This window comes from Deinococcus hopiensis KR-140 (assembly GCF_900176165.1).
In the GTDB taxonomy this organism is placed as follows: Bacteria; Deinococcota; Deinococci; order Deinococcales; family Deinococcaceae; genus Deinococcus; species Deinococcus hopiensis.
This window is the reverse complement of sequence record NZ_FWWU01000009.1, coordinates 1,242,501-1,268,395: the sequence shown is the minus strand read 5'-3', so window position 1 is coordinate 1,268,395 and position 25,895 is coordinate 1,242,501. Positions and strand designations below refer to the sequence as shown.

The window sequence follows — 25,895 nt, the reverse complement described above, 5'->3', positions numbered from 1 at the left end:
CGGATCAGAGCTTCAGCAGTGCCCCCAACACCGCCGCAAGCAGCACCACCAAAGCGCTGTTTGCCTCTGTCCGCCACAACGCGGTGAAGGCCAGGCCCACGAGCAGGGCCGTGGGCCACGACGTGACCGTGCCGCGCGCCAGCACCACGGCGCTCGCCAGCACCACCCCGCCCCCGAAAGGCAGCAGGGCGCTGCGAAAAGCCGCCGCCCACGGGTGCCCGCTGTGCCGCTGCCAGAGCAGGGCCGCGCCCGCACTCAGGAGCGCCGTGGGACCGTAAAAGCCCAGGGTGGCCGTCATCGCGCCGGGCAGGCCCGCAATGGCGTACCCGTAGTGCGTGACCGCCAGCAGGTTTGGGCCCGGCATGATCTGCCCCAGGGCAAAGCCGCTCGCCATCGTCTGGGAACTGATCCAACTGTGTTCCAGCACCAGCGATCGCTCGATTTCCGCCACATTGGCCCCACCGAAGCTGATCAGGCCCAGCCGGACAAAAGCCAGCAGCAGGTCTGTCAGATCCGTCACGCCGTCCTCCGGGGACGGTGCAGCAGCAGCCCCGCTCCCACCAGCACGAGCAGCACCGGCAGCAGGTCCAGCCGCAGCACCCCCAGGGCCACCAGGGTCAGGACCGTCACGGTTGGCCCGCCGCGTATCCCCCACCCCACCCGCACCACCGGCAGCGCAGCCGTCAGCAGCACGCCCAGCGCCGCACAGGCCGCGCCCTTCAGTCCACTCTGAAGCACCGGGGGCAAGCCGCCGGGACGCCCCAGCGTCGCCGCACTCGCCGCCAGCATCGCCAGGAGACCGGGCAGCAGGATACCGAGCACCGAGGCCGTGGCCCCCACGCCTCCGCACATCCGCGCGCCCACCACCGCTGCCAGATTCACCGCGTTCGGCCCGGGCATCAGCTGGGCGAGCGTGAACATCTCCGCGAACGTCCCCTCGGTCAGCCAGCCGCGCGCGAGCAGTGTCCGCCGGGCGTGGGCCGGCAGGCCGCCGCCTATGCCCGAGAGGGCCACGCCGACGAACAGGGTGCCTAAGGCCACGGGCGTCGGTGGAGAGGAGAGCGGGGAAGGTTGATCTTCCCGAAAGGAGGCGGGCGCAGACATGGACCGAGGGTAAGGCCGAAAGGTGTTGCGGCAGTGTTCCTACTTTAGAGACAACATAAAAAGGATGGCACCTGTCCTCTTTCCCGCCCGGCTTCCGGAGGAACCCCACCAGACTGGAGAAGAGGTGGGTTCAGCTGCCCATGCGGGAAAGGTCCACGATGGGAGGTGCGGCGGCTTCCGTCACCCCGGCGCGAGCGAGGCGCTTTAGGTTGCGCTCCAGCGTGGCGGTATCGGTGTAGATGCTGACGCGCCGCACCTGCCCCCAGCGCAGCTCGATAATGTTTACGCCAGTGTTCTCGTTGGGCACGCCGTCAATACCGGGGCTGCTCTCCCGCCACTCCGCCACGACAAGGGTATTCCACGGCCAGCCACTGACCAGAACGCGCTCCAGCTCGAAGCGGATGCCCGGAAAGACCGCAAGCAGGCGGGCATACCAGCGCCCGATGGAGGCCGGCGTGGACCGCTCCCCGCCCAGCGCGTGCTCGCCGATAAAAAGGTGCCGGGCGTCCGGAGCAAACAGGCGGGTCACGCCCGTGGCCTTTCCAGCATTCAGGCCACCAAAGGCCCCCCGAATGATGCGGCGAACAATGAAGTGGTACATCGTCACTCCTCTCCGGGCGCCCGCAGACCCGCGCCACGGGCCCTGGGAAGGGTGTGCCGCAACGCTTCCTCTGCAGCATTCAGCGCCCCTTGCAGGACCTGAAGCGCCGGCGTGGACAGGGGCTCCAGGGTCTGGGCCGCAAGCACGGAGGCCAGGGGAACGAGTTCCCGCAAGACCTCCAGGCCCTTACGGGTCAGCCGCAGCCGCACAGTGCGGCGGTTTTCGCCGGGCGCGCGCTCCAGCCAGCCCCGGTCCACGAGCCGGGTGGTCACGGCGGTCACGGTGGTGCGTTCCAGAAAAAGCTGCTCGGCCAGCACCGAGGGGGCCACGCCCTCTGAACCGGCCTCGTACACGGCCAGCAGGGTTCGGAACTGCGCGTGCGTCAGCCTGTGGACCGCGAAGAAGCGGTCAAAGCCCCCGGTCACCGCTGCCCCCACGCGCATCAGGGCCATGCAGAGGTTGGAATGCAGGTCTTCGTCCTTCATTGTTTTATTTAAAACAGTTTGTTTTAAAACTGTCAATCGGACCTCCGGGCACATCCCTCGTGGCTGGGCCTCCCCATCGTCACCACGCCCCGCGGCGACGAGTGCGGCGCGCGTGAAGCCGGCGTCCTGCACGATGGCGACACCATCTGCCCAGCCGCCCTGCCTGCTGGAAGCTGGCCGCTTCCCCTACCCCGCCGCCCGCCCGGGAGGGCAGCCATGACCTCATCCCAACCGGACGCCAGCGTGCAGGTCCGAGACGCACGCAAGAGCCACACCGTCCACGAGAAGGAACCCGGCTTTCTGGGCAACCTCCGTTCCTTCGTGCGCCGCAAAGGCCGTGAGGTAGAGGCGGTGCGCGGCGTGACCTCTGATCTTGCGCCGGGCGAGGTGGTGGGGTTTGTGGGGCCCAACGGGGCGGGCAAGACCACCACCCTCAAGATGCTCTCGGGCCTGCTGCACCCGTCCGGCGGCGAGGTGTGGGTGGCGGGCTTCGAGCCGCGCCGCCAGGCCGACTTTCTCCGGCCCATCACCATGGTGATGGGGCAAAAGCAGCAGCTCATCTGGGACCTGCCCGCCCTCGATTCCTTTCTGGTGAATCAGGCCATCTACGAAATCTCCGGGGCCCAGTACCGTGAGACGATGGCCGAGTTCACGGAAGTGCTGGGTCTGGAGGGCATTCGGTCCGCGCCTTTATCCGCGACTACAACGCCCGCTACGACGCGACGGTGATCCTGACCGGCCATTACATGACCGACGTGACGGCCCTGGCCCGCCGGATACTGGTCATTGACGCGGGGCAACTCGTGTTCGACGGGGACCCCGCCAAACTTGCCGAACGCAGCAGCGGTGGCAAGACGGTCAGGCTGCAACTGCGTCAGCCCATCTCGGCCCTGGCCCTTCGGAAATACGGAACAGGCGTGAAGGTGGACGGCCTGAGCGCCGAACTCACCGTGCCCCGCTCGGAGGTCAGTCCGCGCGCCGCCCGCCTCCTCGCGGACCTCGACGTGGTGGACCTGACGGTGGAGGACCCGCCCATCGAGACGGTGATGGCGGCGCTGTTCGGGGCGCGGGAGAGGGAGGGTGTCCGTGGCCCCCTTTCTGCGCAAGCTGCGCGTGACGCTCTCCACCCAGTTCGCGCTGATGACCGAGTACCGCGCCGAAGTCATCATCTGGACGCTGTCGGGCACGCTGTCACTCGCGATGCTGCTGGTGTGCATGGCGCAGGCGGGCTCGGCTCCCGGCGGACGGATTCGCGGGTACACGCCAGGGGACTTTGCCGCCTACTTCCTGTCCACCTGGGTGGTCGGTCAACTGATGGTGGTGTGGGTGGCGTGGGAGCTGGACACCGAGGTGCGTCAGGGCACCCTCTCGCCGCGGCTGGTGCGGTTTCTGGCGCTGACGGCGCTGTTCGCGTGGCTGGCGGGAGCGCGGGTCACGGGTGACCTCTGGGCTTACCCAGCAGCGCTTGGACTCGCCCTGCTGGGCTTCAGCGCCCGCTTTCTGTGGGAATACTGCGTGGGCCTGCTCGCCTTCTGGACCGAATCGAGCACCAGTTCTCAGGAGGTGGTGTGGCCCGTGTACGCCGCGCTGGGCGGGATGTTCGCGCCGCTGAGCTTCTACCTGGAGTGGGTGCAGCGGGTGGCCGTCTGGACACCCTTTCCCGACATGCTGGGTCTGCCCGCCCGCCTGCTCACAGGCAAGGGCGGGCTGGCCGACGCAGGGCAAGGGGCCCTCGTGCTGACCGCGTGGCTGCTGGCCTTCTGGCTGCTGCGGCTGTCGGTGTGGCGCGTGGGACCACGCAAATACGGGGCGGTGGGGGCGTGAAGCGTTACCTGCGGCTCGTCCGCATCTTTACGGAGGCGACGCTGGCCGCGCAGCTGGAATACCGGGCGAACTTCGTGGGCGCAGTGCTGGCGAGTCTGGCCCAGTCGGGCGCCGCGCTGCTGGTGGTGGGGCGCTTTATGCTGACTGAGGGCGTGATCAGCGCGTTTATCCAGCCCAACATGGGCAAGATCGCCGAGGCTGTGCGGACGGGCAGCATGGACTTTACGCTGCTCAAGCCCATCGGCGCGCAGCTCAATGTGAGCACCCGGTATCTGAACGTGCTGCGGGTGACGGACCTGCTCGTGGGTCTGGGGCTCTTGGTGTACGCGGGGGCGCACCTGACCCTCTCGACCATCGGCGTCGCCTTCGCCGCACTGCTGTACCTGTGCTCGGTGGTGATCGTGTATTAGACCTCTTGCGAAAGTCGTAGGCTAAGCTGGGAGGGTGGAGCGAGACCGTCTGACACGCACGCTGAAGATGAATCGCAAGCAGTTCCGTCGACGCACCGGGGTCTACCCGGAAACGTTTGCTGAGATGGAAGAGGTGCTGACCCTACGCGAAGGACAGAAAAAGAAATCAGGCCGCCCCGCCGCGCTCAGCGTGGCGGAACAACTGCTGATGACCCTGGAATTCTGGCGCGAGTACCGGACCTTCGCCCACCTGGGTGACGACTGGGGTGTGCACGAAGCCACCGTGCATCGCACGGTGGAACGCGTGGAAGCGGCTCTGATTGCCAGTGCACGGTTCCAGCTGCCCAAGAAACGCGTGTTTCAGGAAGCACAACTCGTGTACAGCATCGTCGCGGTCGATGCTTCCGAAGTGCCCTGTGAACGGCCCAAAAAAAGCAGCGCGCGTGGTACAGCGGCAAGAAAAAGCGGCACACCCTGAAATTTCAGGTGCTGATGTGCACAGTGACGCAGCGCATCCTGGGCACCGCCACGAGCGCTGGGGCGGTTCATGACCTAAAGCTGTTTCGTCAGTCAGGCGTTCGTTTTCCTCACCAAACGGCGCTTATTGGAGATGCAGGGTATCAGGGCCTGTGGAGAAGCCACAGGCACGCCCTTACCCCCCATAAGGCGACGCAGGCGTCGCCTCTGTCCGCGGAGCAGCGCCAGGACAACCGTGTCCTCGCGCATACCAGGCAGGCAATCGAGCATATGATCCGTCGCATGAAGATCTTCCGTGTGCTGAAGGGCGTGTACCGACATCGGCGGCGTCGGTTTGCACTCCGGGTTCAGCTCATCGCAGCGCTGTGCAACCTCACCCAAGCCTGCCGATCGTGACTTTCGCAAGAGGTCTATTGCATCTGGCTGGCGCTGTCCACGACGGCCTTCCGGTTCGTAAAGACGCAAAACGCCAACGAATTATTTGGCGGGGTGTTCGGCGCCGCCCGCTTTCCGGTGACGGCCTTTCCGGTGCCCATCCGCACGTTCCTGACCTTCGTGTTGCCCGTCGCCTTTGTAACCACCGTGCCCGCACAGGCAATGACGGACACACTGACGCCGGGGCTGGCGCTCGCCTCACCGCTGGTTGCGGCGCTGCTGTTTACGCTCACGCGCCTGTTCTGGAGGAAGGCGGTGGCGAGCCACACAAGCGCGAGCAGTTGAGGACGCTCCCGATCAGCCGCGCGTTCGGGCAAGGTTGTGCGCCACCGCTGCGCGGATGAGGGTCTTCAGGGCTTCGGCGTCGGGGCGCTCGCCTTCACGGATGTCGATGGCCCGCCGGGTGCCCCCCTTCAGGCTGGCGTTGAAGAGGCCCGCCGGGTCTGCCAGGGCTGCGCCGTGGGCGAAGGTCATCTTCACGGCGGCCTTGTACGTCTCGCCGGTGCAGATCACGCCTGCGCGGGACCACACGGGCACCTCCCACTTCCACTCCTCGGTCACCTCGGGATCGGCGTCGCGCACGAGGGTCCGCACCCACGCGAGCATCTCTCCGCGCCAACCGCCGAGTTCCGCGATTCGTTCATCGATTTTCTGAGCTGCCACTGCACTTTGCTTCATAGGGCCTCCAGTGGATGATGACCGTCCTGCGCGGCTTCACAACGGGATATTCTCCCACGGCCTGACCTCGGGCAGTTCCGCGCGGAAGGCTTCAATGATCCGCGTCACCCCGCCTATCGTCCGTGTCTCCCGCATCGGGTCCAGGGAGTGGTGGTCCCCGAAGTGGCCCTCCACCGCGTCCAGCACGGAGGACGGCACAATGCTGGGGAAGTCGGGCATTTGGGCGTGGACAAACGCGAGGACCTCCCGGTACGGCTGGCCTTCGGGCATGTCGGGCGTGAGGCTCCAGGCTCCCAGGTCCGCTCCTTCCCGCGCGAGAGCTGCCACCGCCTCCAGATACTCTGGGCATGGGCGACCCCGTGAAAGGCGTCAACCCCGAAGGCCCGGCACAGCAGCCGTTTCTGGTCCACCCCTTCCAGCGCCTGCACGGCCGCCAGGCTCACGGCGTCTTGCTCCGGCGTGCCGAGCCCCGCCTCATCACCGCGCATCCGGCTGTCGGTGCCGCCGTCCACCAGCAGCACGGTGTCTACCCCGACCTCCTGCACCAGTTGCCGGTTGGCCGGGAGCAGGGGCCAAACCACCCGTCCGGAGAAGGGCACAGATGGCCTGAAGCTGCTCCAGAGCAGGCCAGCGTGCCAGATGCAGCCCAGGGAAATACCTCAGGTCCGCGCGCGTCCCGGCCTGCACCTCGTACAGCGCTTCCCCACCAGCTGGGCCGAGGTAAGGTCCAAGCTGGAAAAGGACGAGTCAGCGAGGATGACCCATTTGCCCAGGGCCGTCTGCGCGAAATACAGCGGCAGCCCGCAGAACAGCTCACCCCCCGCCCCCATCCCGGTCAGAGGACAGTCTGGGCCTGTTCCAACCGGGCAAAGACAGGCGGCAGCAGAAAGGGCGAGGGGGACACAGGCAAGACCTCACTGCGTCTCCGCTCCGTCCTGCCGCGCGCGGTTGCGCAGAACCACCGCCTTCGCCCGCTCCATCCCCAGCCGCTCGTAAAATGGCACCACGGCGTCGCAGCTCAGGTCCACGGCGTACAGGTCGCCGAGTTGTCCAGCAGGTGGCGCATCAGCTCCGGGCCCCGGCCCTGGTGGGAGGCGTGGACTTCAAGCATCGGAATAAAGGCGGTCAGCACGCCGTCGCCGGTGGCCTGGGCGAGGCCCACCACCTGGCCGTCTTCTTCTACGGCGAGGGAAATGCGGTACGACTGGGACAGGAGGCGGCGCAGCGTCTGGGGTGTCGGTGGCTTCGGCCAGCTTTCGAAAAAGCCGTGCAGATGTGTGGGCGTGAGGCCGTCCAGACTGGAAACGATGTGCATGGAGACGGTGTGTCCCGCTGCCCCGGCGCAGGGCGCCGGCCAGACGGCGGGTTCTCCCCTGCATGAAGCGTCCGCCCCTGGCACATGCCCGGTTCCACTGGCTACAGTCGGCGCATGACCCTTCCCGCCTCAAACACGGCTTCTGCCGAGGGGGCCACCCTGCCCCTGCTCTTTACCCCGCTCAAACTGCACAGCCTGACCCTGCCCAACCGCGCCGTCGTGTCGCCCATGTGCATGTATTCCTCGCAAAACGGGCTGGCCAACGACTTTCACCTCGTCCACCTCGGCCAATACGCGCTGGGCGGCGCGGGCCTGATTCTCACCGAGGCCGCCGCCGTCTCACCAGAAGGCCGCATCAGCCCCGAGGACCTGGGTCTGTGGGCCGACGAACACATCGTGCCCCTGGGGCACATCACCGACTTCGTTCACCGTTTCGGCGGGCTCATTGGCGTGCAGCTCGCGCACGCGGGGCGCAAGGCGAGCACCTATTCCCCCTGGCGCGGCCGGGGCGCGGTGCCCCCGGAGGCGGGCGGCTGGCAGGTTATCGGCCCGGACGATCAGCCCTTTCACGTGACCTACCCCCGGCCCGTCACCATGACGGCGGAAGACATCCGCCGCGTGACCGCCGACTTCGCCGCCGCCGCCCGCCGCGCCCAGATGGCGGGCTTTGACGTGGTCGAGGTCCACGCCGCCCACGGCTACCTGCTGCACGAGTTCCTGTCGCCGCTCGCCAATACGCGCACTGACGAGTACGGCGGTCCCTTCGAAAACCGCGCGCGCTTCTTGCTGGAGGTGGTCCGGGCCGTCCGGGCCGTGTGGCCCATGCATCTGCCCCTCTTCGTGCGGGTGAGCGCCACCGACTGGGCCGACGGCGGCTGGAGCGTAGACGAGGCCGCCCAGCTCGCCTCGCTGCTCCGGTACGAGGGCGTGGACGTGCTGGACGTGAGCAGCGGCGGCCTCACCGCCGCTCAGCAGATCACCGCCGGGCCGCTGTACCAGGTGCCTTTCGCCGCCCGCATCAAGGCCGAGGTGCCGGACCTGCACGTGATGGCCGTCGGCATGATCGAGACGCCCGGTCAGGCTGAACAGGTGCTGCGGGACGGCGCGGCCGATCTGACGGCCCTTGCCCGAACCTTCTTGCGTGACCCCCACTGGACCCAACGGGCGGCGCGCGAACTGGGGGTTACACCCGCGCTGCCAGACGTGTACGGGCGGGCGGGATGGTGAGGGGACCTTCGGCCGTTGGCCTGAGTTGTTCCCAAGGGCCAACGGCTAAAGGCCAACGGCTTCCCCAATCCTCCCGTCCAGCAGGTGCAGCGCCCGGTCCGCCCGCGCTGCCACGCGATCATCGTGCGTGACGAGCAGCACGCCTGCACCTTCCTGGCGCGCGAGGTCCAGCAGCAGGGCGGCCACCCGCTCGGCGTTGGCACGGTCGAGGCTGCCGGTGGGCTCGTCGGCGAGGACCACCGCCGGGCGCGTCGCCAGGGCGCGGGCCACGGCCACCCGCTGGCGTTCGCCGCCGCTCAGGACGCCGGGCAGGTCCCGGCCACGCTCTGCCAGGCCCACACGGGCGAGCAGGTCGTGCGCCCGCGCCGCGCCGTCTTGCCCGGCCAACAGGGCGGGCACCTGCACGTTCTGGGCCACGGTGAGGTCTTCAAGCAGGTAGTGGTGCTGAAACACCAGGCCCACACGTCCAGCACGGCGGCCCGCGCGGGCCTGGGTGCTCAGGGTATCCACCCGCTCACCTGCCCACCACACCTCGCCGCTCTGGGGGGTGTCCAGGCCACCAAGCAGGTGCAGCAGGGTGCTCTTGCCACTGCCTGACGGCCCCGTCACGGCCACCACCTCGCCGGAACGGACCTCCAGCGAGACGCCGTGCAGCACGTCACTGCCAGCGAAACCGTGGCGCAGGTCCCGGGCCAGGAGGGCGGCGGGGGAATGGGGGCTGGAGGCGGTCACGGAGGGCACTGTAGCGTAGGCCTAAAGGCGGACCGGGATAGCTGCCCCCTTGATGGGCGCTAGGATCACGGGGATGAGTCGGCTCGACGACCTGAAACGCTCGCCCCTGTTCCAAAACGTGTCCGAGGACGCGGTGCTGGAAGCCCTCAAGGTGGTGGCCGAGCAGCACTTTACCCCTGGCGAACTGCTCGTCGAGCAGGACCGGGAAGGCGAGGTGCTGCACCTGCTGACCACCGGGGCCGTGCGCGTGAGCCGGGTCAGCCTTGGCAGCCGCGAGCGCGTGCTGGGCGATCTCTACGCACCTGGTGTGCTGGGCGAGACGGCAGTGCTGGCCCGGCAGGAACGCAGCGCGACCGTCCGCGCCCTGACGCCCGTGCGCACGCTGGCGCTCCACCGCGACCACTTTGAGCTGATCTTGCGCCGTCACCCACGCGTGCTGTGGAACCTCGCGGAGATGCTGGCCCGGCGCGTGACCTTTCTCAACGACGAGTTGATCGCCTTCGGCCTGAACACGGAAGCGGCGCTCGCTCACGTCTTTGCGGGTCTGTACGCGCAGCGGGTGGCAGCGGGCGTGCCGGACCCCGAAGTGTTGCCCCTGACCACCCACGACATCATGGGCCGGGCGAGCAGCAGCCGCGAGACCGTCGCCCGCGTGCTGCGCAAGATGGAAGCGGCGGGGGCCGTTCGGGTGAGCACCCAGACCGTCACCCTGCTGGACCTGGAGGAACTGGAATCGATTGCCCTGCAGGCGGCCGAGGTGGACTGATACGGTTTCCGGATCATCCGTTCCCTCCGCTCCCCTCCGCTTCGCTTCGGTGATTCCACACCTCTCCGCCACCGTTTTTCCCGCTCGTTCCGCTCAGGTTCATCGGTTATTTCATCACCGATGAACCTGAATCATTATGGTACGGGCGCTGCAGAATTACCCAACAGGCGGCCATTCCCCGCGTGCTGCTCCATACCGCGGAGGGCGTGTTTTCTCCTGAATCTTGAGGAGTTCGTATGGGCAGAAGCTGGCGACCGAAGGCTTCCCCAGTCAATCCTCCAGGGCTTCCGCCCGCACGTTCTCATCGGGATCGGCCGCCAAGCGCGCCCGCACTTCTCCCGGCAGCGCCGCCCGCCCAGCCATTGCCAGGCGCACGCCCTCGTCCCTGTCAGCGGCCAGGAGGGGCAGGAGGTGGGCAGGCAGGGCAGGGTGACGGGCGGCCGCGCGGCGCACCCCGGCATTCGCGTCCCGGCTCAGCGTTTCCAGCACAGCGCCGCTGGGGGCCTCGGCGTAGGCCACCCCACGGCGCACTTCCGCGTCTGCGTCCGCCGCGAGGCGGGCGAGGCGCTCGGAGCCGAGGTCCGGCCGTACGGCCAGAATGGTCCGAATGGCCGGATCGGCGTCTTGCAGCAGCGCGTCCAGCACGGCGGGCGTGAGGCCCTCGGCGCTCGCAACGTGCAGGCGGATGTCCTGCTCGGGAGCGCGGGCCAGCGCCAGCACGGCCGCTTCGGGCAGATCGTTGCGTTCCAGAAGGGCGCGCCGCACCGTTTCCGACTCGTCTCCAGCCAGCCGGGCGAGGCGCTCGGGGCCAGTGTCCGGGCGGCGGGCCAGGGCCGCGCGCACCTCGGGATCGGCGTCGTGCTCGGCGCGGTCCAGCCACCCGGCGGGCACCTGCCACGCCAGCAGGGCCGCCGCGCGCACCGCTGGATGTTCGTGCCCAGCCAGCCATCCGCGCACGTTCCGTGGCAGATCCACCCGGCGGGCCAGGGTGGCGAGCACGTCCAGGTCCCCGTCGGCACCCAGGGTCAGCATGCAGTCGAGCGGCAGGTCCAGCCGACGCGCCGCGCTCGCCCGCACCGTACCGTGCGCGTCGGCCACCAGGGTCCGCAGCACGTCACCGGGCAGATCGGGACGGATCGCCACGGCCTTTCGCACGTCATAGTCGTCGTCGCCCGCCAGCTGGCGCATGAGGGGTTCGGGCAGGGCAGGCCGCTTCGCCACCGCCTCGCGCACCTGCCAGCCTGCGTCGCTCGCCAGGGCTTCTACCCGCTGGGCACTCAGCCCAGGTTGTGCGGCGAGGGCAGCGCGCACCCCGAAGTCCTCGTGCCGGGCCGCGCCGTCCAGCACCCAGCCGGGCACCTCGGGGAGCCCCAGCAGGGCGATCACGCCTTCGGCTGGAAACGCGTTCAGCAGGTTGGGGCGAGCCAGGCGAATCAGGGGCAGGCCCGAGTTGGCGAGCACCTCGCGCGGAAAGCCGGGCGCAAGGGTGCCCAGCACCTCCACGGGCGTATTCGGATGCCGGGCGACGAGGGCCCGCACGCGGCTGTCGGGATGCACGCTGAGGCTGGTCAGCGTCTCCGCGTCCGCCCGCGTGTCCGAGGCGGTGCCCAGGGCGGCGTCCACCCCCAGCGCCGTGGGAGGCCGTGAACCGAGGTCAGGGAAGGTCATGGGGGAAATGATGGCAGAACGGGGCAGAGGGCAGAGTGCCGAGGGATAGGCTCACGGCCCGGCCTGCGCCACCGCGTCGATCAGCCTCCGCGCAATGCTGAAGGGCATGGGCAGGGACGGCAACTCCCCCACCGGATACCAGCGCGCGTCCTCAATCTCACCGGGCTGCGGAGTGATCTCGCCGCCCACGTACTCGGCGGTAAAGGCGATCATCAGCGAGTGCGGAAAGGGCCAGGGCTGACTGGCGAAGTAGCGCAGCGCCCGGATCTCCACGCCCACCTCCTCGCGAACCTCGCGGTGGCAGGCATCCTCGAGCGTCTCGGACGGCTCGACGAAGCCGGCGAGCGCCGAATACATCCCGGGCGGAAAGTGCGGCCCACGCGCGAGCAGGAACTCCCGCGCCGCGCCGCCGCCACGTGTCACGAGGACCATCACCACGGGCGCGACGCGGGGGTAGACGGTCAGGCTGCAGTTCGGGCAGGTCTTGGAATGTTCGTGCCCATTCCGGACCGTGGGCGTGGCGCAGTGGCCGCAGAAGCGGTGGGTGCGGTCCCATTCCACGATCTGCACCCCGTACCCGGCGAGGCCGAAGAGGTCTTCCGGCAGCAGGCCGAACACGCTGCGCAGGGGGCGCAGCTCGAAACCAGCCGGAGCGTCATCCACCAGCTGCGCCGCCACCACCGGCTGCTCCTCCAGCGTACCCAGCGGATTCACGAACGCGGATCCAAAGTCCGCCGCCTGACCCAGCGGCAGCGTGCCGTCCTCGCGCAGCAGCAGGCGGCCTCCCTGAAACAGCAACAGCAGCGCGTCTCCGGGGGGCAGGGGCTCGGTAGAGGGCATGAATGAGGCGGGGCGAATCATGGAGGCAGGATAGGCCTACTCTTCCAATCGCAGCACGTCCCCGAAAGGAAAGCCCTCGTCCTCCAGCCCACCGGGCGGCACCACCCACAGCGTCGGCATTGACGGGGCCTGCTCGGGAAAATCCCCATAGCCGTCCGTCAGGTAAATCAGCACGTCGGGCTCATGCGTGTCGGTGAGCTTGAAAATGGGCCGGAAATCGGTGCCGCCGCCGCCCACGGGCGCCGGCACCTCGTCACCGGGGCGCAGGTCAAAGGGGCCATACGCTTCGGTGTCGGCGTAGTAGAGGACCGCCCTGACGTGCGGATACGCCCCAAGCACGCCCTGCACCTCGGCCACCAGGGCGCGCACCGCCTCGTCGTTCACACTGCCCGAGGTGTCCACCGCCACCAGGGCGGTCAGGGATTCGTCGTCCAGCGCCTCCAGATACAGCCCGCGCCCGACAAAGCGGCGGTCAAAACCCCCGAAATCCACCGGCGTGCGGGCCAGAAAGCGCCACAGTTGCGCCCGCCAGTCCAGACGCGCCGGGGCCAGCCGCGCGAGTTCACGGTGCGCCCCCAGCGGATCGTCGCCCTTGCCGCCGCTCATGGCGTCCACACTGCGGGCCTGGGCCATCGCCTGCTGCCACTGGCGGGTCACGTTCTGGTTCGGCTTGCCCTCACGTGGGGGCGCGTCGGAAGGCGGGCCGTCGAGCAGATCGTCGCCCTCCCCGTTCCCCTCGCCGTCGTCCTGCCCTTGGAGCGCGCTGTAAACCTCCTCCACGCTCAGCCGTTCCAGATGCTCGTCGCGCACGCTCTGGGGTGGCGTGGGCAGCCCGGCGGCAACCACCATGCCGTTGACGATGGTGTCGGCAGCCTTATTCCAGCGCTTCTTCTCACGCGGGCCGCGCCGCTGCACATGCGACAGGGCGGCGTGCAGCACCTCGTGCAGCAGCAGGCCGTCCAGCACGTAGGGGGGCAGGGTGGGGGCCACGTCGGGGTTCACATAGATCCGCTCGCCGTCGGTGCCCGCCGCGACCACCTCGCGCGAGGGCACGAATTCGGCATGCAGCAGCAGCGTGGCAAAGAAGGCCGATTTGCCGCGCAGGCGCAGGCGCGAGCCGGAGATCAGGCGCTGAAACTCGGGGGTCACGGGCGGGGGAGGTGTCACGCTTACCCTTCGGCCAGGGCCAACGTCCCCTGCACCAGTTCAGCCAGCCGCGCGTCGCGTCCCAGCAGCCCGGCCAGTTCCCCCAGTTGCCCGATGGCCTGGAACTTGCTGACCAGGGTGGCGACGTACAGTTGCAGCCATTCGGGCCCAGCGGCGCCGGCCAGCCAGCCGAAAGCGTGAAAAGCCTCGTCGGCGTTGGCGGCGCGGGCAGCCAGGCCCACCACGGCGGCGTAGCGCACGCTGGGCTCGTCCGGGAGTCTCAACCCGGTGCCCTGGCCGCGCAGCACCAGGCCCAGGTCCGGCAGCTGCTCGTACAGCCGGACAAAGGCGCTGAACTCGGCCCCGGCCGCCTCACCCACGGCGGGCGCAGCGTCCAACCGGGCGCGGTGGAGCTGCGAGGCCATCTCCCACGCGCGGGGGCTGGGCCAGCCGGGTTGCGTGGGGTCCAGGCGGTGCAGCAGTTCGGGGCGGAAGGTCAGGAAGGCGATCACATGTTCGTGCAGGCCGCGCCCCAACGCATAGGAACGCCACGCGTCGAAATCGGGCCGCACGGTGAGGTGCAGAAACCTATTGGCGAGGGGCGCGGGCATGTCGAACACGGAGGCGCGGTCCTCCTTTCGGTTGCCCGCCGCCCACACGAACCAGCCTTCCGGAAGCTCGTAGCTGCCCACCCGGCGGTCCAGGATCAACTGCTGGGCCATGCCCTGCATGGTGGGTGGGGCCATGTTCACCTCGTCCAGAAAGAGGACGCCGCGGCCCTCCCGGGGCAGGAACTCAGGGGGATACCAGCGGCTCACGCCCCCGCCCGCTCCATCTGCCTCGGGTACGGGCAACCCGCGCAGGTCCGTGGGGGCGAGTTGCGAGAGGCGCACGTCCACGAAGCCCAGGTGGTGCCGGGCAGCGACCTGCGCCACCACGCTGCTCTTGCCCACGCCGGGCGGACCCCAGATCATGGTGGAGAGCTTGAGTTCTCCGGTGACGAGGGCCGAGAGGTACGTTTGCAGTTCGGCGGGGGTGAGGCTCATTGGGGCTCAGGGTAGCGCGTGGCGGGTAAGCCGCGCAGGAAGGGACCATCATTCCCCGGGCAGGGGGTTGCAAATCAGCAGAATCTGCCCCGGTGACGCAGTTCATCCTCCAGCATGGGAAACCAGGCCCAGTGGAAATTGACCAGAGCGCCCCCTGGCGGCGCGACTTTACGCCGCAACCAGTCGTCGTTCCGCCCGGCGAATTCCGTGAGGAGTACGCTGCCGCACCTCCCCCGGCAGCTCCTCGCACTGCTCCAGTGTCCAGCCCCGGTACCGGTCCCTCGCCACCCGAGGGGCAGGAGCCGGGCCCCACTCTTGCTTTTCCCCGGCGTTCTGCTGGTATTCAGAAGAGAGTGGCGGGGCGGTAGACCCACGCGCCACTGCAGCGGTGTGGGCCAGCAGGGCGCCACTGCTGTTTCCCTCCGGCCTGACGCCGCGATCCAGTTGGGTTGAAGACAGGCCCTGCACTGCCTACAGGGTGATGCGCCGGGTAAAGTCGGGCATGTTCATGAGGTCACCGCGCCGGGGAGAGAACCCGGCACGCCCGAGGAAACGGAGGTCCTTTTCAGAAGCCATATGGCCCGTTATAACCGCAACTCTTTGCCCAGCACCTCCCGCAATTCTGCCGCCCGGTACGCCCGGGAGGACAGGCGCAGCAGCTTCAGCCCCGCCGATTTGAACGCCACGTCCTTCACAGCGTCGCGGTGTTGCTGCCGCACGCGCTCGTGCGAGCGTCCGTCCAGTTCAATGGCGAGGACCGGGCGGTAGGCGTCCCGGGCATCCACAAGCAGAAAATCCACGTGTTTGTTCTGAATCCGGTTGCGCGTGCCCTTCGGTGCCGCTTTCTGGACCTCGAACAGATCGTCGAGCCGCACATTGGGAAACACCCGGTACGGCGTGTCCCTCAGCACCCCCTCCAGCGTGCCGAAAAAAGCCTTCTCATCCCTGCTGAAGAAGTAGCGCTTGAGGTTGAGCGGGAGCGAGGTGGGCACGCGGGTTTCGCGGGCGGCGGCAGGCTTTTCGCGAATTCCAAAGAGTGCGGCGAGGCAACCGAGGGGCATGGGGTGGAGTCTATCCAGCACGTCGGCCAAACGGCTGCGAACTTGCCCTCAGCCCGCCACCGAGGCCGCCGACACCCGCCGCGCAGTAGGCGTCAGGAACACCGTGCCCTCGCCGCTGAAGGTGTAGACCAGCCCCTCGCCGCTGCGGAGCATGTTGCGCAGGCCCCGGACCAGTGGGCGCAGGCTGACCTGCAAGTTTCCCGTGTACATCAGCATCATGTCGCCGTCCACCACCAGGCCCTGCCCGGCGTTCACCTCGATCACCTCCACCTCGCTGACGGGCACGGGCGACTCCACCACAAACAGACCCTGACCCGTCAGCTTGGGCTGCTGCAGCCCATTCCCCGAGAGTGCGCCGGAGATGTTGGTGTGCCTGTGGCTGCCGAGTTGCATCGTGTCCTGCGCGAGGTAAAAGGCGCCGTCGTCCAGCAGCACCGTGTCGTCCGGACGGTCCGTGCTGGAGATCAGGAAGTGCCGGTTGCTGGGCTCGGTCCAGACCGTGCCGCGCCCGCCGAAATGGGTGGCGAAGGCCGACTCCCCTGAGCCCGCTGTCGCCACCGCCCGGCGCAGAAAGCCGCCTGCCTGCTGCTGGCGCACCTCGGCCTCGATTCTCCCGACGCTGTACAGAAATGCCCCCGGCTCCAGCAGGACACCGCCCCCTTCCAGCCGCGCCTCCACCATAAAGCGCCCGTCGAGGTCACGGTGCTCGTTCAGTTGCCCCTCGGCGCTGCGCGAGAAACGGGTGACGTGCGTGAGGGCGTGGACACGCAGGTGCAGCCCGCCTCCGCGCTCTTCCTGAACCACCTGGGTGTGTTCCATGCCTCATGATGCCCCGTCTCCACAAGGAGGGACGCCGCGACCCGAACTCCACTCGCAGCGTCCTCCCCGGGCAACGCTAGAACTGCGCTGTGAACCTGGTAAAGGCCCCGTCGGTCTGCGCGATGCCGCTGCAGATGGACGAGAGCTGATCGGCGTTGTTGGGGCAGGCGCGGTCCCGGCCCACGGACCAGAAGGTGTAGCGGCCCAGGCCCTTCTGGTGGGCGTAGTCCAGCACGCTCTGGAAATCGGCGGGATAGAAGTGCTCGGCAGTGTCGGTGCGGCCGTTCATCATAGAGACGCCCTCGTGGGCGTAAGCTGTGGCGCTGTCCCAGCCGAAGGCGGTAATCAGCATGGAGTGGAACTGCTCCAGCGCAGCGATCTGGCTACTCGCGCCGTTAAAGCCGCCGTCAAAGGGCATGATCGAGAAGTTCGCGTTCGTCACGCCCAGCCGCCTGGCTGTGTCCAGCACATTCTTCCCGAAGTATCCGGTGCCGGACGCCGTGCCCGGCATGGTGAACGGCAGATACAGCCCGGGGTTGTTGCGCTGGAGGATGGCGGCCGCGCCAATCTCGTTGTTGATGGCGCTCAGGTTCTCGTACTCGGGTTCTTCCAGATCAAAGTCCAGGGCCTTGACCTCCGTACTTGTCGATCACCTGCTGGTACGCGGCGGCGGTGGAGGCCGCGTCTGCGCACGCCTGCCCCAGTTTGGTGCCGCCGTAGCCGCCGATGGACAGCGACACGTCGCCCCCATTGCCCCGAATGGTGTTGATGACCGGCTGCGCCAGCGTATCGGTGCTGATCGGCCGCGTGCGTGCCGTCCCACGTCGGCGTGCAGCCGCCCCCGTTGGGCGCGAGGATAAAGGCCAGCATGAAGGTCTTCTGCCCCGTCACCGCCATCACCTGCTTCAGGTCCAGCAGGCTCTCACCCGGCATGACGTAGGGGGCCGCCGAATATTTGAGGCCTGTGGGAGCCGGCGTGGCGCCAGCGATATTGACGGTGACGCTGGCGGAGGCGGACCTGGTATTTCCGGCGGCGTCGAAGGCTTTGGCCACGTACGTCTGCGTCCCGTTCTGCGCCGAAGTCACGCTGTCCGCCGCCGTGTAGGGCGAGGTGGTGTCGGTGCTCAGCAGGATTGAGCCCCGGTAGAACTCCACTTTCGTCACCCCCACGTTGTCGCTCGCCGCGCTCAGGTTCACCGTTCCGGCCGCCGTCACGCCCGTCGGGCTGGCCGTGACGCTGACCGTGGGAGCGGTGGTGTCTGCGGGGGGGTGGTGCCGTCGCAGGGATTGCCGTTGAGGGTGCAGGTGTTTACGCCGCTGAAGGTGCCGGTGCCGTCGTAGGAGACGGTGACCGCGCCTCCAGCGGGGATGGTGTCGCCGCCCCAGGTGTTGGGGGTGATGGCGTAGAGGCCGGTACTGTCTTTGGAGACGGCGCCGCCGGCACCCCAGGGGGTACCGGTGAGGGCGGCGTTGCCGTTGAACCTGAATTTGAGGGTCCAGCCTTTGATGGCGGCGGTGGGGTTACGCAGGGTGACCACGCCGCCAAAGCCGCTGTCCCACGCGCTGCTCGTGCTGAACGTCGCTGTCGGTGTCGTGCTCGCCTGCGCCTGCAGACCGCTCTGCCCGGGGGTTTTCTGTGCGGTGGCTTCTGGGGTGGTGCTGCACGCAGAGAGGCGCAGGCCGAGCACGAGCAGCGATCCGAGACGGGTACACATGGAACACCTCCAGGAACGCAGGGCGGAGAGGACCTGGGCAGCGTGTTGGGATGTTCGAACAGAAAATCATAACCGCGTAGTACAAGTCGAGGTAAAAATTGCTTTCATACTGGGCAGGTTCTTCCTGGCCCTCCTGCCCCTTGTTCACGGCAGGTGCCGGGCAGAACGGCGCTCACTGCGCTGACCGCCGCGGCTTCCCACAACAAAGGGAAGCCGGGCGGTCAGCGCCGCGGCGTCGCCCAGAGTTCCGGCTTCATCCCAGGACTTTTTAGCGCCCCTCAAGCCGGAAGTCCCACTCGAAGGAGCGGCCCCAGGGCAGTGAGGCGTCTTGCAGGCGGTAATTTAACCCCACCCGCAACGGGAAATACTGGCGGGCAAGTTCCAGCAGCTTGGCTTGCCCGGCCGGGGTGTTCAGCTCCTTCTCGGGAATGGCCTTACGCAGGGCGGCGCGGACCTCGGTGCTGTACACCACGTCGTTGGCGTACTCGTGGGCGAGCAGAGCGTCCTGCCGCACCGGATTGGCTCCCTCCAGGGTAAGGCGGGCGTGGGCCAGGGCAGTGCCCAGGTTGTTGCCCGGCGTACCCCATGCCGCCAACGCGCGCAGGTTGGCGTGCTGGCGCAAGGTGAACAGGTCACGCCACAGCCGGGCGTTGCCCAGGTTGACCTGCGCCACGTCGGCCACGGCCACCGGACCCTTTCGCAGCAGGCTGCTCACGCGAACGGCCGCCTGCCGGGCGTCTCCTCCGTTGTAGACGAACAGGGTCAGGTCCGCCACCCCCGACTCCACCAGTCGGAAGCCGCCCGCCGCCGCGTGGTTGGCCGCGCTCTGGGTCAGGGAAATGCCCTCGTACTTGACCGCTGCCTCTGCCGCCGCCGAATTGCTGTACTCCACGCGCACCGTCTTCTGGGCTGGCGCGAGGGCGCGGGCCACCAGCAGGGCGAGCACCTCGTCGGCCCCGGGATAGACGCGCACGTTTTCAGGCGCTGTTTTCGCCAGTTCCGCGCCCTCGGCGGGAGAAGGGCTGCCGGGCAGGGCATCGTCCCAGGTCACGTGCAGCTCGCGGAACGCGCCCGCCCGCGCCCACGCGATCATCTCCCGAACCACGGCCAGGTTGCGCGCCCGGTCCCGCGCGCCGGGTTCACGCGGCAGGGTAATGAAGGCGTAGACGGGTTGCCCGGTCCGGGTTTGCCACTCGCGCACCGGCTCGACGCGGGCGAGGGCTTCCTGGGGACTCAGCGCGCTCGTGCGCGACTGCAACAGACCACCGTAGGCGAAGGCGTCCAGGGCGACGATCAGCGGCTTGTCCGTGGGCTGGGCCCCCAGCCACGCGGCCAGCGCCGCCGGGTCCGCGCCGCGTTCAGCGTTGCCGAGCAGGGCGGCGTCCGGCACATGTACCCTGGCTCCACCAAGCCCCGCGATCAGCGCAGGCAGTTGGCGCGTGGCAGGCCGCGAGTCCAGCGGCACGAGGGTCTGTGCCCCAGCGCAGGAGGCGAGCAGCAGGGCACAAAGGGTAAGGCGGCGCAGCATAGGGGCACCCTAGAGGCCCGGCGTGAGGAGCAGGCGAGGAACACATGGGTTGCTGGCGACTGGTGGCTCCTGCCCGCCGTTTGTCCCGGCAACCCCCCGCCCGGAGGCGTACCGTGAAGACCGTGAAATGGACCGAGACGTGGGCGCTGGCGTGGCGGGGACTGACCCGCCGCCCGGTTCGGACGTTCCTCACGGCGCTGGGCATCACGGTCGCCGTGGCGAGCATGGTGGTCTTTCTGTCGCTGGGTGAGGGCATCCGCAAGGTCTTTACCTCCGAACTCGGCGGTATCGGACCGGATATTCAGGTGAGCCTGACGCCGCTCTCGCAGGGACTGGCGCTGCAGCCCAACCTGCCGCAGAGCACGGTAAGGGACCTGCAAAAGCAGAGCGCGGAACTGGGGCTCGAGTCGCTGACACCCGTGGTCATGGCGGTGCGGGGCGGCCTGGACCCTGCCCAGAGCGTGATCCTGTATGGCCTCCCCGCAGCGGGCGGCATCGGGGCCGTATTTCCCAACACCGCGCTGGCGCGGGGCCGACTCCTGGTTGCCGGGGACGAGGGGCAGGGTGCGGCGGTGTTGGGAGCCAAGGCCGCGCAGAACCTGGGACTGGAACTGGGCAAGCGGCTCAACCTCAATCGGCGCAGCAGCGTGCGGGTGGTGGGAGTCCTCGCGCCGCAATCGGGGCTGGTGGACAACTTCATCTTTCTGCCCCTGGAAACCCTGCAGCGCGCCGAGGGAGCCGAGGGGCGCGTCTCGCTCGTGGCCGTCAAACTGACCGATCCGCGTGAGGCGCGCACTGTTGCCCGGCAGATCAGCGAGCGGCTGAATCTGGAAGCGGCCACGCAGTCGGACTTCCTGAGTTTTATTGACCGGGCGCTCAAGATCAGTGACGCTGTGCGCTTCGGCATCTCGCTGATCGCCCTGATCGTCGGCGGTCTGGCCGTGGCGAATACGGTAATGATGGGCGTGTTCGAGCGCACCCGCGAGTTCGGCACCCTGCGGGCCATCGGCGCGCGGCCTGGCTTTGTGCGGACGCTGGTGCTCACCGAGTCGCTGCTGCTGTCGCTGGTGGGCGGCGTGGGGGGCCTGCTGCTGGGCCTGCTGGGCATCTGGGCTGTGAACCTCTATACCCAGCAACTCGCTGGAATCGACGCGGCGGCCCTCACGCCCCGGCTGACGTTGCTGGCGCTGGGCATCAGCCTGCTGCTGGGCTTGCTCTCGGGGCTGCTGCCCGCGCGCAGCGCCAGCCGCCTGAGTATCGTGGACGCGCTGGGGCGGGTGTGATGGTGGCTCCCTCCCAGCGCACCGCTCCTTGCGTCCTTCACGCTGAGCAGCTCTCGCGCGTTTACCCGAGCGGTGAGGGCACCATCACGGCCCTCGCGCCCTTCACGCACGTCTTCGCGCCGGGCCTCACGGCGGTGGTGGGGCCGTCCGGCAGTGGAAAAAGTACCCTGCTCAACCTGCTGGCGGGCTTCGACACACCGACGACGGGGCGGGTCGTCGTGGGCGAGACGGACCTGCACGCCCTCCCAGAAGTGCGGCGGGCCGACTTCCGGTTGGCCCACTACGGCTTCGTGTTTCAGAACCACAACCTCGTGCCCATCCTGACCGCACTGGAAAACGTGGAGTTTCCCCTCACGCTGGCAGGCGTGCCGAAGCGGGAGCGTCGCGAACGGGCGCGGGCGCTGCTGGAGGGCGTGGGGCTCTCGGGCCGGGCCTCACACCTGCCCGCCCAGCTGTCTGGCGGCGAGGCGCAGCGCGTCGCCATCGCCCGCGCGCTGGCGCGCAATCCGGACGTGCTGCTGGCCGACGAGCCGACGGGCAATCTCGACACCCGCACCGGCGAGCGCGTGCTGGAGTTGCTGATCGGTCCGGCACGTGAGGGCCGCACCGTGGTGCTCATTACGCATGACCGGGAGGTGGCGACCCGGGCCGATCACACGCTGCAGGTGCGCGACGGTGCGGTGACGGTGGGCGGGTAGCCCGGCTACTTGATGCTGGCCTGGGGGTCGCGCAGCCACATGGTGCGCCCGCCCGCGTCCTTCAGGCTGACCACCACCTGTACGCCGTCCCCCGCACGCAGGCCGGACGCTGCGCCCTCACCGGTACCCTGCACGCAGCTCTGGGCGGCGCAACCCGCCTCACCGCTGCGCGTGCGTCCGGCACGCCACACACCGTCCTCGGTGACCACATACACCCCGGTGACGGTCAGGGGCGGCAGGGGCGCGCGGCTGGCCTGCACCTTCACCCGGACGCGAAAGGTGTCGCCCGCCAGAACAGGGGCGGCGTCGGCGCGCACGCTGCGCCCGGAAACCTGCAGGGAGGTCGGCGCGCCCAGCAGCTCCCCGGCAGTGCGCGGGGTGGAGGAGGCCGGGGTGGCGACCGTGCCGCACGCCCCCAGCAGGGACGCGGCGAACAGGGCGAACCACAAACGCTTCATGGCCACAGAGTACCGGAAAAACGGCGCTCCGGGGGCAGCCCTGCTGACATTCAGATTCGGCGGCATACATGGGCCCCGAAAACGCCCGAAGCGCTGTACTCCGCTGTCCCAATCGCAAAGCCCACGCGTTCCAGCTGGGCCCGAGCAGCCACGTGGAGGTCCCCAACTCGCCCCGCAGGTGCGCTTCAAGTTGTGGATGGGCAACGCCTCCCCCGCCGTGCAAAGCGCGCTCCAGCCACGCTCCGAGCCGAACCTCCCGCTCCTCGGACGCGCAGGAAAACGCCAGATCGCGCGGCCGTCACACGTCACCGGGACGCAGCAGCGCCTGCACCTGCCAGCAGTCGGGCAGGCGGTGCAGGGCGTTGCGGGAATAGGCGAGGCCGAACGGCTCCTCAGCGGTGAATCCCAGAACGCCCACCCCGCGCCACCTTCCCCTGCGCGGCATTCCAGCATGGTCGGGGAGAGGCTGGCCGCACGCAGCGGCAGCTCCCCGCCGCCAGGCCCAGCGCGCTCAACAGGCGCAACTCCGGCCCAGGACCAAACCGTGCCTTGCGGTCATACGCCGCCACTTGCTCGGGACCGAGGTATTCCTCGCCGGCGAACCTCAGCTCACCGAAGGTCCAGGCGGTATCCCCTCCCCGGTCCTTACCAGTCGAGGTCCGGGGCCGTGACGGCGCGGTCGGCGGGCAGGTCCGTGAGCAGCGCGTACGTGATGGTGTACGTGCCCGGAATCACCCGCGTGAGAATCACCGTGTCGCCGTCGGCCCGGGGGGAGACACCCGCGAGGCTGGGACCCTGCACGCTCAGCGGCCCGCGCACAGCGGGAGTGCCCCCGCCGGCGGGCAGTGGATCGAACAGCCGGACATTTTCGAGGGTGCTGTCCACCGTGAAGGTCAGCGTGACTGCGTAACCCTGCGCCGAGACCTCCACGTTCTTGCCCAGCGTGGCGCGTGCTCCGCCCTGCACCGCGCGGGTCACGTTCGCGCCGCTGGGGTTACGCACGCGCGCTTGCCCGGTGGTGCGTAGATCGGTGGGGTCCAGCACCGCTTCGGCCGTGTCGCTCCGGCATACGCGCACGGGCACCTTCAGGCGCAGGGGCACGCTGCTGCTGAAGTCGCCGGGAAGTTCCAGCGGATAGTCGCTCGTCCAGCCTGCCGGGAGGTTGAGTTTCAGCCGTCCCGGCAGTCGGTACGGAAAGTCGGTCTTGGCGGTGGCGGTCAGCTGCGTCACATCGCAGGCGTTCAGGACGTCGGGAGCCGTGACGAGCGTGAGGTCCGTCTGCACCCGGTACTCGATGGTGACGCGGCCCGTACCGGCATCGGACACCCGCCCTGGGACAGGCGGCGTGACGGTGCTGCCGGGAATCAGGGTGGGCTTGACCGGGTAGTCACCGGGCGCGAGGGGCAGCGTGGCGGGGGTGGTCAGCGTCCGCCCCGCCACCTCGAAGGGAATGCCGGGCAGAGGAATGCGCTGGTCTCCGTAGATCGCCACCGCGTCCACCGCGAGCTGCCCCTCCGGCGCGCGGGCCACGAAGCGCACCTTGTTGTAGCCCGGCTGGTAGCGCACCTCCGTGGGCGAGACGAGGTTGCCGGTGCCCTCTACAATCGCGCTGCTCACCGGAACGTAGCCGGGCGGCAGCGTCGGGCGCACCACGGTGTCGCCCACCAGCGTGTAGCTCGCGCCGGGAATGGGCCGGCCCTGGGGGTCCACCACATCCACGAGGAGCTGGTTGGCGATCTTCACGTTCTCAGGAGGGGTAAAGCCGCCCACGCGGGCGGGAATGGGCTGCTCGCCCAGCCGGAAGGAATAGCGCACCGCGTTGCTGTACTGCTTGGTGGTGGGCAGCACGCGGATGTACACCTTCCACTCGCCGACGAGTTCGGGGGTGACCGTGAAGCGGTCCGTGGCCGACTTGCCGTTCTCGCTGGTGCTGAGGTTGACCCTTTTGCCACCGGGCTGCTCCACCCAGCTCTCGGCTTCCTGCGCGCCGTCCATGTCGTAGTTCAGCAGGGCCACCGTTTTGCCCACCCACTCGGCGGGGATGGTCAGACGCGCGGCGAGCAGGGGCACGTTGGAGGTGTCACGGGCGTTGACCGAAAAGTCGCTGGTATCCAGTCCAAAGGGGGCCGCCACCCGCAGCGCAAAGGAGTTCTTGCCGTCGCCCTTGCTGGTCACCTTGAGGGTGTAGGTCCCGGCAGGCACCCCCCCGGCAAACAGGCTCTCCCAGGTGTGCTGGCGGTTGGCGGAGAATCGGCGCTCCACCACCGTGCCGCCCGGACCCGTGAGGGTGAAGATGCTCTCGAAGGGCTCGTTTTTCTTGTACAGCTCATCTCCGAAGTAGCCCTCGCCCCGGCGGCCGTCCACATAGTCGGCCAGGTTGAAGGTGGGGCTGTAGACCTCCAGGCCCAGCGGTTTTCCGGCGTCCTGGGGCGAGACGCGGATCACGTACGTTTCCTGCGCCTGGGGCCACTTCTCACCCACCGACACGAGGGGCAAGATGCCGCCTGTCTGGGCGAGCGCGCCTCCGCCCACCAGGGCGGCGAGGGTCAGCAGGGCGGTCAGGGGCCGGGCAGACGGGAGAAAGGCAGGTCGCGTGATCACTTTCCGCAAGGATACCCTGCCTTCTCTCGATCCCGGAGAATCTCAGGGACAGGGCGGCAGGTTACCCGCGTTGGCCGGAGCGCCTCACAGAAGCTTTTGTAAAGGTCTCTTGACATTTCAGGGTCGCACCGGCACGCTATGTAAAGAGATCTTTACATCTCCACTGGAGGAGTCCATGAACGACAGTCCCGCCGCACACCCACACCCCGCGTACCTACTCAAGGTGCTCCTCGGACTCTCCATTCTCGGCGGCCTGGTTCTGGCCGCTCAGGCCACCGACCTGCTCGGACTTCCGGCTCTCCAGCAACGGTTGCTTCTCACGCCGCTGGTCATCCTTGCGGTTGCCCTCGTGCCCTTCACACGCTTTATCTACCGGCGAACGGACGAACTGGAACAGATCTTGCACCAGAACGCCTGCGTGAACAGCCTTGCGGTCATCGCGTCAGCCTCGGCCGTTCTCGGCATCCTGCAAGCTGGGCACCTCATCCCGGCATTCAGCCAGTTCTGGACGCTCGGCCTCGTCATCGGCACCTGGGGCGTTCAGCTGATGCTGACGGACCGCCGCTACAAGTAAGTGGGCGTCTTGAGCGGAGCAGCTATGCCTCAAGCACAACAGCGCATCCTGGTGAGCGGCGCGGCCGGCTACCTGGCCTCCTGGATCGTGGAAGAACTCCTGCGCGACGGCCACACCGTCCACGGTACCGTGCGCCGCTTGCAGGAGCACCCCAAGACCCAGCACCTGCTCGACCTCGCCGACCAGTATCCGGAGCGGCTCCGGTTGTTTGAGGCGGACCTGCTCAAAGAAGGCAGCTTCGACGGCGCGGTGGAGGGCTGTTCGGCCGTGATCCACACGGCGTCTCCGTACTTCCTCAGCCGGCCGGACGACCGAGAACGGCAGTTGATCGGGCCAGCACTTCGGGGAACCCAGAATGTCCTCGCCTCCGTCAAACGGAGCGCGACCGTCAGGCGGGTCGTCCT

The 25,895-nt window shown here is 68.4% G+C and carries 32 protein-coding genes and 1 pseudogene (1 of these 33 only partly in view); 12 read left to right on the top strand and 21 right to left on the bottom strand.

The window, feature by feature from the left end; genetic code table 11:
- Window positions 1-4 precede the first annotated feature (4 nt).
- From B9A95_RS19725 to B9A95_RS19710, 4 genes are all read right to left on the bottom strand, one after another.
- On the bottom strand, window positions 5-520 hold the full coding sequence (locus tag B9A95_RS19725) for a chromate transporter (RefSeq protein ID WP_084048837.1): 516 nt from the start codon (window positions 518-520) through the stop codon (window positions 5-7).
- Entirely contained in the window at window positions 517-1,104 is a 588-nt protein-coding gene (locus B9A95_RS19720; RefSeq protein ID WP_084048836.1) for a chromate transporter, read from the bottom strand. The genes B9A95_RS19725 and B9A95_RS19720 overlap by 4 nt, the downstream gene beginning before the upstream one ends.
- 130 nt (window positions 1,105-1,234) lie before the next feature.
- The gene (locus tag B9A95_RS19715) at window positions 1,235-1,705 is read right to left on the bottom strand and encodes a nuclear transport factor 2 family protein (protein WP_084048835.1); all 471 of its coding nucleotides are present in this window, start codon (window positions 1,703-1,705) and stop codon (window positions 1,235-1,237) included.
- A 2-nt stretch (window positions 1,706-1,707) separates the two neighbouring features.
- Window positions 1,708-2,190 carry a MarR family winged helix-turn-helix transcriptional regulator gene (locus B9A95_RS19710; protein WP_170928722.1) on the bottom strand — a complete coding sequence of 161 codons (483 nt, stop codon included), beginning with the start codon at window positions 2,188-2,190 and terminating at the stop codon, window positions 1,708-1,710.
- Window positions 2,191-2,406: 216 nt separating this feature from the next.
- On the opposite strand from B9A95_RS19710, the gene B9A95_RS36600 reads away from it, so the two are divergent.
- The 6 genes from B9A95_RS36600 (at window position 2,407) to B9A95_RS19680 (ending at window position 5,621) form a co-directional block, all read left to right on the top strand.
- Window positions 2,407-2,919: an ATP-binding cassette domain-containing protein gene (locus B9A95_RS36600; RefSeq protein WP_342744600.1), complete on the top strand. Its 513-nt coding sequence runs from the start codon at window positions 2,407-2,409 to the stop codon at window positions 2,917-2,919.
- Window positions 2,920-3,276: 357 nt separating this feature from the next.
- Window positions 3,277-4,014: an ABC transporter permease gene (locus B9A95_RS19700; protein WP_245808394.1), complete on the top strand. Its 738-nt coding sequence runs from the start codon at window positions 3,277-3,279 to the stop codon at window positions 4,012-4,014.
- A complete protein-coding gene (locus tag B9A95_RS19695; protein WP_084048832.1) occupies window positions 4,011-4,424 on the top strand; it encodes an ABC-2 family transporter protein in 414 nt (137 codons plus the stop codon). Before B9A95_RS19700 ends, B9A95_RS19695 begins: the two co-directional genes overlap by 4 nt.
- Window positions 4,425-4,491: 67 nt before the next feature.
- Window positions 4,492-4,902 (top strand): transposase family protein, encoded by a 411-nt coding sequence (locus tag B9A95_RS19690; protein WP_084045069.1) that lies wholly within the window; start codon window positions 4,492-4,494, stop codon window positions 4,900-4,902.
- A gap of 8 nt (window positions 4,903-4,910) precedes the next feature.
- Window positions 4,911-5,297: a transposase family protein gene (locus B9A95_RS19685; protein WP_245808063.1), complete on the top strand. Its 387-nt coding sequence runs from the start codon at window positions 4,911-4,913 to the stop codon at window positions 5,295-5,297.
- Window positions 5,298-5,318: 21 nt separating this feature from the next.
- Window positions 5,319-5,621 (top strand): ABC-2 family transporter protein, encoded by a 303-nt coding sequence (locus B9A95_RS19680; RefSeq protein WP_281255903.1) that lies wholly within the window; start codon window positions 5,319-5,321, stop codon window positions 5,619-5,621.
- A 12-nt stretch (window positions 5,622-5,633) separates the two neighbouring features.
- On the opposite strand, the gene B9A95_RS19675 is transcribed toward B9A95_RS19680, so the two are convergent.
- From B9A95_RS19675 to B9A95_RS35605, 4 genes and pseudogenes are all read right to left on the bottom strand, one after another.
- A complete protein-coding gene (locus B9A95_RS19675; protein WP_084048831.1) occupies window positions 5,634-6,014 on the bottom strand; it encodes a DUF1801 domain-containing protein in 381 nt (126 codons plus the stop codon).
- A 36-nt stretch (window positions 6,015-6,050) separates the two neighbouring features.
- Window positions 6,051-6,341 (bottom strand): hypothetical protein, encoded by a 291-nt coding sequence (locus B9A95_RS35610; protein ID WP_084048830.1) that lies wholly within the window; start codon window positions 6,339-6,341, stop codon window positions 6,051-6,053.
- Window positions 6,342-6,394: 53 nt separating this feature from the next.
- A pseudogene (locus B9A95_RS37255) lies at window positions 6,395-6,559 on the bottom strand (hypothetical protein); the annotation flags it as partial.
- Window positions 6,560-7,032: 473 nt separating this feature from the next.
- A complete protein-coding gene (locus tag B9A95_RS35605) occupies window positions 7,033-7,329 on the bottom strand; it encodes a GNAT family N-acetyltransferase (protein ID WP_245808393.1) in 297 nt (98 codons plus the stop codon).
- 114 nt (window positions 7,330-7,443) lie between these two features.
- Here B9A95_RS35605 and B9A95_RS19660 point away from each other — a divergent pair, with 114 nt between their 5' ends.
- Entirely contained in the window at window positions 7,444-8,556 is a 1,113-nt protein-coding gene (locus B9A95_RS19660) for an NADH:flavin oxidoreductase/NADH oxidase (protein ID WP_084050850.1), read from the top strand.
- Between the two features lie 45 nt (window positions 8,557-8,601).
- On the opposite strand, the gene B9A95_RS19655 is transcribed toward B9A95_RS19660, so the two are convergent.
- Window positions 8,602-9,297 (bottom strand): ABC transporter ATP-binding protein, encoded by a 696-nt coding sequence (locus B9A95_RS19655; RefSeq protein WP_084048829.1) that lies wholly within the window; start codon window positions 9,295-9,297, stop codon window positions 8,602-8,604.
- Window positions 9,298-9,361: 64 nt separating this feature from the next.
- Here B9A95_RS19655 and B9A95_RS19650 point away from each other — a divergent pair, with 64 nt between their 5' ends.
- Entirely contained in the window at window positions 9,362-10,054 is a 693-nt protein-coding gene (locus tag B9A95_RS19650) for a Crp/Fnr family transcriptional regulator (protein ID WP_084048828.1), read from the top strand.
- Between the two features lie 270 nt (window positions 10,055-10,324).
- On the opposite strand, the gene B9A95_RS19645 is transcribed toward B9A95_RS19650, so the two are convergent.
- The 10 genes from B9A95_RS19645 to B9A95_RS19605 all read right to left on the bottom strand — a co-directional run bounded on the left by B9A95_RS19645 (window position 10,325) and on the right by B9A95_RS19605 (window position 19,877).
- Window positions 10,325-11,722, bottom strand: coding sequence for a hypothetical protein (locus tag B9A95_RS19645; protein ID WP_084048827.1), 1,398 nt, complete (start codon window positions 11,720-11,722; stop codon window positions 10,325-10,327).
- A 51-nt stretch (window positions 11,723-11,773) separates the two neighbouring features.
- Window positions 11,774-12,583, bottom strand: a complete 810-nt coding sequence (nudC, locus tag B9A95_RS19640; protein ID WP_084048826.1) for an NAD(+) diphosphatase — start codon at window positions 12,581-12,583, stop codon at window positions 11,774-11,776.
- A gap of 15 nt (window positions 12,584-12,598) precedes the next feature.
- Window positions 12,599-13,729 carry a vWA domain-containing protein gene (locus B9A95_RS19635; protein ID WP_084048825.1) on the bottom strand — a complete coding sequence of 377 codons (1,131 nt, stop codon included), beginning with the start codon at window positions 13,727-13,729 and terminating at the stop codon, window positions 12,599-12,601.
- A 2-nt stretch (window positions 13,730-13,731) separates the two neighbouring features.
- Complete coding sequence (locus B9A95_RS19630) at window positions 13,732-14,754, bottom strand: ATP-binding protein (protein ID WP_084048824.1); 1,023 nt, start codon at window positions 14,752-14,754, stop codon at window positions 13,732-13,734.
- Window positions 14,755-15,338: 584 nt separating this feature from the next.
- The gene (locus B9A95_RS19625) at window positions 15,339-15,815 is read right to left on the bottom strand and encodes a DUF2726 domain-containing protein (RefSeq protein ID WP_084048823.1); all 477 of its coding nucleotides are present in this window, start codon (window positions 15,813-15,815) and stop codon (window positions 15,339-15,341) included.
- 48 nt (window positions 15,816-15,863) lie between these two features.
- Window positions 15,864-16,634 carry an AIM24 family protein gene (locus tag B9A95_RS19620; protein ID WP_084048822.1) on the bottom strand — a complete coding sequence of 257 codons (771 nt, stop codon included), beginning with the start codon at window positions 16,632-16,634 and terminating at the stop codon, window positions 15,864-15,866.
- A gap of 76 nt (window positions 16,635-16,710) precedes the next feature.
- Complete coding sequence (locus tag B9A95_RS34715; protein WP_084048821.1) at window positions 16,711-17,145, bottom strand: glycoside hydrolase family 18 protein; 435 nt, start codon at window positions 17,143-17,145, stop codon at window positions 16,711-16,713.
- Window positions 17,146-17,219: 74 nt separating this feature from the next.
- Window positions 17,220-17,849, bottom strand: a complete 630-nt coding sequence (locus tag B9A95_RS34710) for an Ig-like domain-containing protein (RefSeq protein WP_245808392.1) — start codon at window positions 17,847-17,849, stop codon at window positions 17,220-17,222.
- Window positions 17,846-18,349 (bottom strand): cellulose binding domain-containing protein, encoded by a 504-nt coding sequence (locus B9A95_RS33990; RefSeq protein ID WP_170928720.1) that lies wholly within the window; start codon window positions 18,347-18,349, stop codon window positions 17,846-17,848. The genes B9A95_RS34710 and B9A95_RS33990 overlap by 4 nt, the downstream gene beginning before the upstream one ends.
- Window positions 18,350-18,617: 268 nt before the next feature.
- A complete protein-coding gene (locus B9A95_RS19605) occupies window positions 18,618-19,877 on the bottom strand; it encodes a DUF4127 family protein (RefSeq protein WP_084048820.1) in 1,260 nt (419 codons plus the stop codon).
- A gap of 122 nt (window positions 19,878-19,999) precedes the next feature.
- On the opposite strand from B9A95_RS19605, the gene B9A95_RS19600 reads away from it, so the two are divergent.
- Both B9A95_RS19600 and B9A95_RS19595 read left to right on the top strand, forming a co-directional pair.
- Window positions 20,000-21,160 (top strand): ABC transporter permease, encoded by a 1,161-nt coding sequence (locus B9A95_RS19600; RefSeq protein WP_084050849.1) that lies wholly within the window; start codon window positions 20,000-20,002, stop codon window positions 21,158-21,160.
- Window positions 21,160-21,858 (top strand): ABC transporter ATP-binding protein, encoded by a 699-nt coding sequence (locus B9A95_RS19595; RefSeq protein WP_084048819.1) that lies wholly within the window; start codon window positions 21,160-21,162, stop codon window positions 21,856-21,858. Before B9A95_RS19600 ends, B9A95_RS19595 begins: the two co-directional genes overlap by 1 nt.
- A gap of 5 nt (window positions 21,859-21,863) precedes the next feature.
- Here the strand turns inward: B9A95_RS19595 and B9A95_RS19590 are convergent, their stop codons facing one another.
- Together B9A95_RS19590 and B9A95_RS19585 are read right to left on the bottom strand one after the other, a co-directional pair.
- Complete coding sequence (locus B9A95_RS19590) at window positions 21,864-22,316, bottom strand: hypothetical protein (RefSeq protein ID WP_084048818.1); 453 nt, start codon at window positions 22,314-22,316, stop codon at window positions 21,864-21,866.
- A gap of 645 nt (window positions 22,317-22,961) precedes the next feature.
- Window positions 22,962-24,917 carry a hypothetical protein gene (locus B9A95_RS19585; RefSeq protein WP_084048817.1) on the bottom strand — a complete coding sequence of 652 codons (1,956 nt, stop codon included), beginning with the start codon at window positions 24,915-24,917 and terminating at the stop codon, window positions 22,962-22,964.
- A gap of 175 nt (window positions 24,918-25,092) precedes the next feature.
- On the opposite strand from B9A95_RS19585, the gene B9A95_RS19580 reads away from it, so the two are divergent.
- Window positions 25,093-25,491 carry a hypothetical protein gene (locus B9A95_RS19580; protein WP_084048816.1) on the top strand — a complete coding sequence of 133 codons (399 nt, stop codon included), beginning with the start codon at window positions 25,093-25,095 and terminating at the stop codon, window positions 25,489-25,491.
- Between the two features lie 24 nt (window positions 25,492-25,515).
- On the top strand, window positions 25,516-25,895 hold the 5' portion of the coding sequence (locus B9A95_RS19575; protein ID WP_084048815.1) for an NAD-dependent epimerase/dehydratase family protein. Its footprint extends 676 nt past the window's final position; 380 of the gene's 1,056 nt are visible here — the first part of the coding sequence; it begins with the start codon at window positions 25,516-25,518; its stop codon lies beyond the right edge, outside the window.

Excerpts from the sequence above, each read along its gene's own strand:
- B9A95_RS36600 (WP_342744600.1), top strand. The coding sequence starts at position 2,407 with ATGACCTCATCCCAACCGGACGCCAGCGTGCAGGTCCGAGACGCACGC.
- B9A95_RS19590 (WP_084048818.1), bottom strand. The coding sequence starts at position 22,316 with ATGAAGCGTTTGTGGTTCGCCCTGTTCGCCGCGTCCCTGCTGGGGGCG.
- B9A95_RS19650 (WP_084048828.1), top strand. The coding sequence starts at position 9,362 with ATGAGTCGGCTCGACGACCTGAAACGCTCGCCCCTGTTCCAAAACGTG.
- B9A95_RS19675 (WP_084048831.1), bottom strand. The coding sequence starts at position 6,014 with ATGAAGCAAAGTGCAGTGGCAGCTCAGAAAATCGATGAACGAATCGCG.
- B9A95_RS19715 (WP_084048835.1), bottom strand. The coding sequence starts at position 1,705 with ATGTACCACTTCATTGTTCGCCGCATCATTCGGGGGGCCTTTGGTGGC.
- B9A95_RS19710 (WP_170928722.1), bottom strand. The coding sequence starts at position 2,190 with ATGAAGGACGAAGACCTGCATTCCAACCTCTGCATGGCCCTGATGCGC.
- B9A95_RS19720 (WP_084048836.1), bottom strand. The coding sequence starts at position 1,104 with ATGTCTGCGCCCGCCTCCTTTCGGGAAGATCAACCTTCCCCGCTCTCC.
- B9A95_RS19595 (WP_084048819.1), top strand. The coding sequence starts at position 21,160 with ATGGTGGCTCCCTCCCAGCGCACCGCTCCTTGCGTCCTTCACGCTGAG.
- nudC (WP_084048826.1), bottom strand. The coding sequence starts at position 12,583 with ATGATTCGCCCCGCCTCATTCATGCCCTCTACCGAGCCCCTGCCCCCC.
- B9A95_RS19630 (WP_084048824.1), bottom strand. The coding sequence starts at position 14,754 with ATGAGCCTCACCCCCGCCGAACTGCAAACGTACCTCTCGGCCCTCGTC.
- B9A95_RS19645 (WP_084048827.1), bottom strand. The coding sequence starts at position 11,722 with ATGACCTTCCCTGACCTCGGTTCACGGCCTCCCACGGCGCTGGGGGTG.
- B9A95_RS19605 (WP_084048820.1), bottom strand. The coding sequence starts at position 19,877 with ATGCTGCGCCGCCTTACCCTTTGTGCCCTGCTGCTCGCCTCCTGCGCT.
- B9A95_RS19690 (WP_084045069.1), top strand. The coding sequence starts at position 4,492 with ATGAATCGCAAGCAGTTCCGTCGACGCACCGGGGTCTACCCGGAAACG.
- B9A95_RS19620 (WP_084048822.1), bottom strand. The coding sequence starts at position 16,634 with ATGGAACACACCCAGGTGGTTCAGGAAGAGCGCGGAGGCGGGCTGCAC.
- B9A95_RS34715 (WP_084048821.1), bottom strand. The coding sequence starts at position 17,145 with ATGCCGGGCACGGCGTCCGGCACCGGATACTTCGGGAAGAATGTGCTG.
- B9A95_RS33990 (WP_170928720.1), bottom strand. The coding sequence starts at position 18,349 with ATGTGTACCCGTCTCGGATCGCTGCTCGTGCTCGGCCTGCGCCTCTCT.
- B9A95_RS35605 (WP_245808393.1), bottom strand. The coding sequence starts at position 7,329 with ATGCACATCGTTTCCAGTCTGGACGGCCTCACGCCCACACATCTGCAC.
- B9A95_RS19580 (WP_084048816.1), top strand. The coding sequence starts at position 25,093 with ATGAACGACAGTCCCGCCGCACACCCACACCCCGCGTACCTACTCAAG.
- B9A95_RS19660 (WP_084050850.1), top strand. The coding sequence starts at position 7,444 with ATGACCCTTCCCGCCTCAAACACGGCTTCTGCCGAGGGGGCCACCCTG.
- B9A95_RS19625 (WP_084048823.1), bottom strand. The coding sequence starts at position 15,815 with ATGCCCCTCGGTTGCCTCGCCGCACTCTTTGGAATTCGCGAAAAGCCT.